Source organism: Gluconacetobacter sp. (assembly GCF_047721585.1).
GTDB classification, from domain to species: Bacteria; Pseudomonadota; Alphaproteobacteria; order Acetobacterales; family Acetobacteraceae; genus Gluconacetobacter; species Gluconacetobacter dulcium.
The window spans coordinates 1-3,969 of sequence record NZ_JBDNXE010000211.1 but is presented as its reverse complement, the minus strand read 5'-3'; the positions used below and the strand labels follow the sequence as shown (position 1 = coordinate 3,969).

General features: G+C 55.7%; 2 protein-coding genes and 1 pseudogene. 2 read left to right on the top strand and 1 reads right to left on the bottom strand.

The genetic code is table 11. The features are described from left to right. The first annotated feature begins 279 nt into the window (after nucleotides 1-279). Nucleotides 280-1,683, top strand: coding sequence for a nucleotide sugar dehydrogenase (locus ABF821_RS20240; RefSeq protein ID WP_415531380.1), 1,404 nt, complete (start codon nucleotides 280-282; stop codon nucleotides 1,681-1,683). Nucleotides 1,684-2,135: 452 nt separating this feature from the next. On the opposite strand, the gene ABF821_RS20235 is transcribed toward ABF821_RS20240, so the two are convergent. Further along, a complete protein-coding gene (locus ABF821_RS20235) occupies nucleotides 2,136-3,239 on the bottom strand; it encodes an IS110 family transposase (protein ID WP_415531379.1) in 1,104 nt (367 codons plus the stop codon). Nucleotides 3,240-3,348: 109 nt separating this feature from the next. Here ABF821_RS20235 and ABF821_RS20230 point away from each other — a divergent pair. Further along, nucleotides 3,349-3,915 (top strand): annotated as a pseudogene (locus tag ABF821_RS20230) (IS3 family transposase); the annotation flags it as partial. Between the last annotated feature and the right edge of the window lie 54 nt (nucleotides 3,916-3,969).

The window sequence follows — 3,969 nt, the reverse complement described above, 5'->3', positions numbered from 1 at the left end:
CAGAGCCAGATATCTCCAACTTAACCTGTGGTCCCATTTCCAGGGGCCACTTCACCACATCATCGTGTGAGAAATGCGGGCTAACTCAGAACTGAGGGTGTGTTTGGGGAAGGATCACTCTAGCTATATTAATTATATAATTAAGAGGATGCAAGCTTTCCCACCCTAATCCGCGGCTCTTAATTTCCTGAAAACATTTTAAATTCGACTTGTGAATTATCATCACCTTGATTAGAGAAATTTTCTTGAGTGTTGAAAGCGACTGCGGAGAATAGTGAAATGAAAGTACCTGAGGGCTTTGAGGATAAGCGGATTTGCATCATCGGATTAGGCTATGTCGGTCTTACCCTCGCGGTTGCAATGTGCGATGTCGGGTTTCAGGTACATGGCGTAGAACGCAATCCACATGTTCTTGATTGCCTCTCTGCCGGAAAAGCCCACTTTCTCGAACGTGGCCTTGATGAACGTGTTGCAAAGCACGTCAATAGTGGTCATTTCTCATTTGGTGCCAAAATAGAGCCAGACGATCACCGTCGGGTTTATATCATTACCGTGGGAACGCCTCTTACATCCGAAAAACAAACCAACCTCAGTGCGATCCAGTCGGTCGCTCGAGACGTCGCTGAGGTCCTCAAGCCGGGGGAGCTAATAATGCTCCGTTCGACAGTTCGAATTGGTGTGACTCGCGATGTTGTGAAGCCGCTTTTGGATTCTCGTAATATCCCGTATGCGCTGGCTTTTTGTCCTGAACGAACCCTCGAAGGCAAAGCGATAGAAGAACTGACATCGTTGCCGCAAATTGTCGGTGGAGTCGATAACGGTTCGACAATCCGCGCAAAAAATATTTTCGGTTTCCTGACGCCGACAGTCATCACCGTGAGTTCGCTTGAAGCGGCGGAGATGGTCAAGCTGGTCAATAATACCCAACGCGACTATATGTTTGCTTTCGCCAATGAAGTTGCCGAAATTTGCGATGTTTGTAGTGTTTCCGCAATTGAAGTTATTCGCGCCGGAGCGTTGAACTATCCGCGTGCGTTTAATATTCTTCCAGGACCGGTTGGCGGCCCATGCCTGGAGAAAGATCCGTATATTCTGACGGAAGGCGTCGTCCAAAAAGGAGGCCAGGAAGGCCTTGCGCTGCGGGCACGTCACTTCAATGAAGCCATGCCCAGTCGTTCTGCCGCACTTATTGCCAGCCATCGGCGTGGCAGTAATAGTGCCACCAAGAAAATCGTTATTTTTGGTTTGGCATTCAAAGGTCGCCCTGAAACGTCCGATCTACGTGGCTCAATGGCCTATCCGCTGATCAAGCATTTGCAGGCGCAATTTCCCGATGCTGTGATCGGTGGCTTCGACCCATCGACCGATCCTGAAGAGGCAAAAAGTTTCAAAATTGAAATTTTTGATAATGCTGAAACGGCGGCTACCGATACCGACGTGATTTTCTTCCAGACTAATAATCCTCGGTTCCAGGAACTCAATTTGACGCGATTGAGTGGTCTGATGAGAAATGGTGCTTTAATATATGATTACTGGAATCAATTCAAAGATGTAAGCCTCAATGAGGGTCGTTCTTACGCAGGTCTTGGGACTTGGTTAACCGCCAATCCTCCCTCATCCCCTGAAAATAAAAAGCGCACGGCTTCAGCCCCGGCATACGCAGGAAGCGTAGAAATCGTTTAAAAAACATACCAGATGAAGCGGGCCTATGGGTCTAAAGGCGGCATCATTGATGCACCTCAGTCAGTAAGCCCGTATCTACTCATGAGGCATTCCTGTCCTTGCTCAGGCACCGACAGCGGTTAGAGCTGGCCCCGGAAAATCGGACAGGGTGATAAGCTCTCATGACTGTCATCTGGGGAATGTGGCTGCAGGAAGCCTACACCAGACTGGCATCTGATGAGACTGAAAACTGATGATGGACCTGACGGGTGTGCCGCGAGCCGATCGACGACGATTGATCATGCTCTCATCCGCGGATTGGTTACCGCATTTCCCATTTCCGTCGTGGGCCTTCCTCTCTCTATAGACGGGCGTCGGTCGAGACCTGCCCCAGCTTACAACGAGGGTTACCCATCCTGCCTGGTCTTCGCGGCACGCCCGTCAGGTCCGATGACCGGGCGCGGTAGTCTGCGTCAGATTGGCTGCATGCGCCGCCCGATATCCCAGATGAACCCGACCAGCTCGCGGGCAATCGCCGTGATCACCTTCGGCAGGGCTTTTCCGCTTGATGCCAGCAATCGGTAGCGCTGACACAGGCGGACCTGCGCTTTCCACGCGATGGCTCTGATATCCTCCGGCAAGCCTTCCACGCGTATTTGATATCGCCTCTCTTCGCGCGCCGGCAGGCGATACGACCACGCTGCCTCTACCAGCATCGCGCGTGCCTCCCGGTTGCCGGTTTTCGTGATCGCACCGCGACGGGTGCGGGCGCCACTGGACGCTTCGGAGGGAATCAGGCCAAGCCAGCCCATCAGCTGCTTGGGGGTATCGAAGCGACCGAGATCGCCGATTTCCGCGGCCAAGGTCGTCGCCACCACGAGCCCGACACCACGGAGGGCCTGCAGCGCGTGAACCAGCGGTGCAAGCGACCACTGCGGCAGTGCTTCCACCAGCATGGCATCCAGGCGATCGCAGCGCTGCTGTGCCTCCTCGATCCGCCGGATACCCTCACCGAATACGAATTGCTGGTGCGGTGCGCCAAATGCCTGCTCCCCAAGCCAGCGCCAGTGCGCCTTGCTCCAATGAGATCGACCGGTGAATTTGCGACCATGGCGCAGGAGAAAGCTCAGGACCATTTGCCGACTGGCGACCAGATCCTGTTTCGCCTGCCGGCGTCCGCGAATCAGATCCCGTATGGCTTCGTGTGCTTCGTCCGGCACCCAGATCGCCGTCAGTTCGCCCGAGCGCAGCAGGCGCGCCAGCATCTGGGCATCACGTCGATCGGTCTTCACCCGGTCCGCAGCCTTGCGCGGGATGATCGACGGCGCAATGACACTGCATTCCACGCCAAGGTCGATCAACTGACGATGGATGCCATATCCGCAGCCGCCTGCCTCATAGCAGAAGTGGAGCGTCACATCGGGCGCACGCAGGCGCGACACCAGACGACGCACCGCATCAGGCGTGTTGGGAATGGTCCCGTGGAACCGGATTTCTCCCGATCGCCCGTCATTGGCAACCGCCACGGCAATCGTCTCCTTGTGGACGTCCAGGCCAATGAATTTCATCGTCGACATTGTCATTCTCCTTTCGTGACAAGGCAAGCTTACGCTCCCCGTGGTCTCGAAGGCCGAGGCGAATGACGGTCATTGGGTCTATAATCCGACCTGAGAGAGGGCGGGTTTTATGGGCAAGGTTACGCGCAAGAGATATGGGGCGGAGTTCAAATCACGGGTTGCCCTGGAGGCGATCCGCGGGGAACTGACGTTGGCGGAGCTGGCGTCGAAACATGGGGTGCATCAGACGATGATTGCGGAAGTCGGAAGCGCCAGGCGATCGAGGGCATGGCGGCGACCTTTTCGGGCGAGGCCGTTGCGGAGCCAGCGACGAGCGCGGCCGAGGTCGAGAAGCTTCACGCGAAGATCGGCCAGCTTCTGGTGGAACGGGACGTTTGCAGGATGCCTCTGTTCGCTTGGGCGTGACCATAGGCGGCAAATGATCGACCCGCACCGTCCCCGTCTGCCGATCGTCAGGCAATGCAGGTTGCTGAGGCTGAACCGATCGGGGGTATATTATCAGCCTGCACCCGAAAACGCGTTCAACCTGATGCTGATGCGGCTGATCGACGAGCAGTTCATGGAAACGCCGTATTATGGCGCCCGGCAGATGGCGCGGCACCTTCGCCGTCTGGGCCATGAGGTAGGCCGCAAACGGATCGGACGGCTGATGGCCCGGATGGGGCTGGTTGCGCTGGGACTGTCAGGCATTTCGTGTGCGAGGCGTTGAGCACATTGTTGATCAGACGGT

Bases quoted from the DNA above. Each gene is read 5' to 3' on its own strand.
- ABF821_RS20235 (WP_415531379.1), bottom strand. From the start codon at position 3,239: ATGTCGACGATGAAATTCATTGGCCTGGACGTCCACAAGGAGACGATT.
- ABF821_RS20240 (WP_415531380.1), top strand. From the start codon at position 280: ATGAAAGTACCTGAGGGCTTTGAGGATAAGCGGATTTGCATCATCGGA.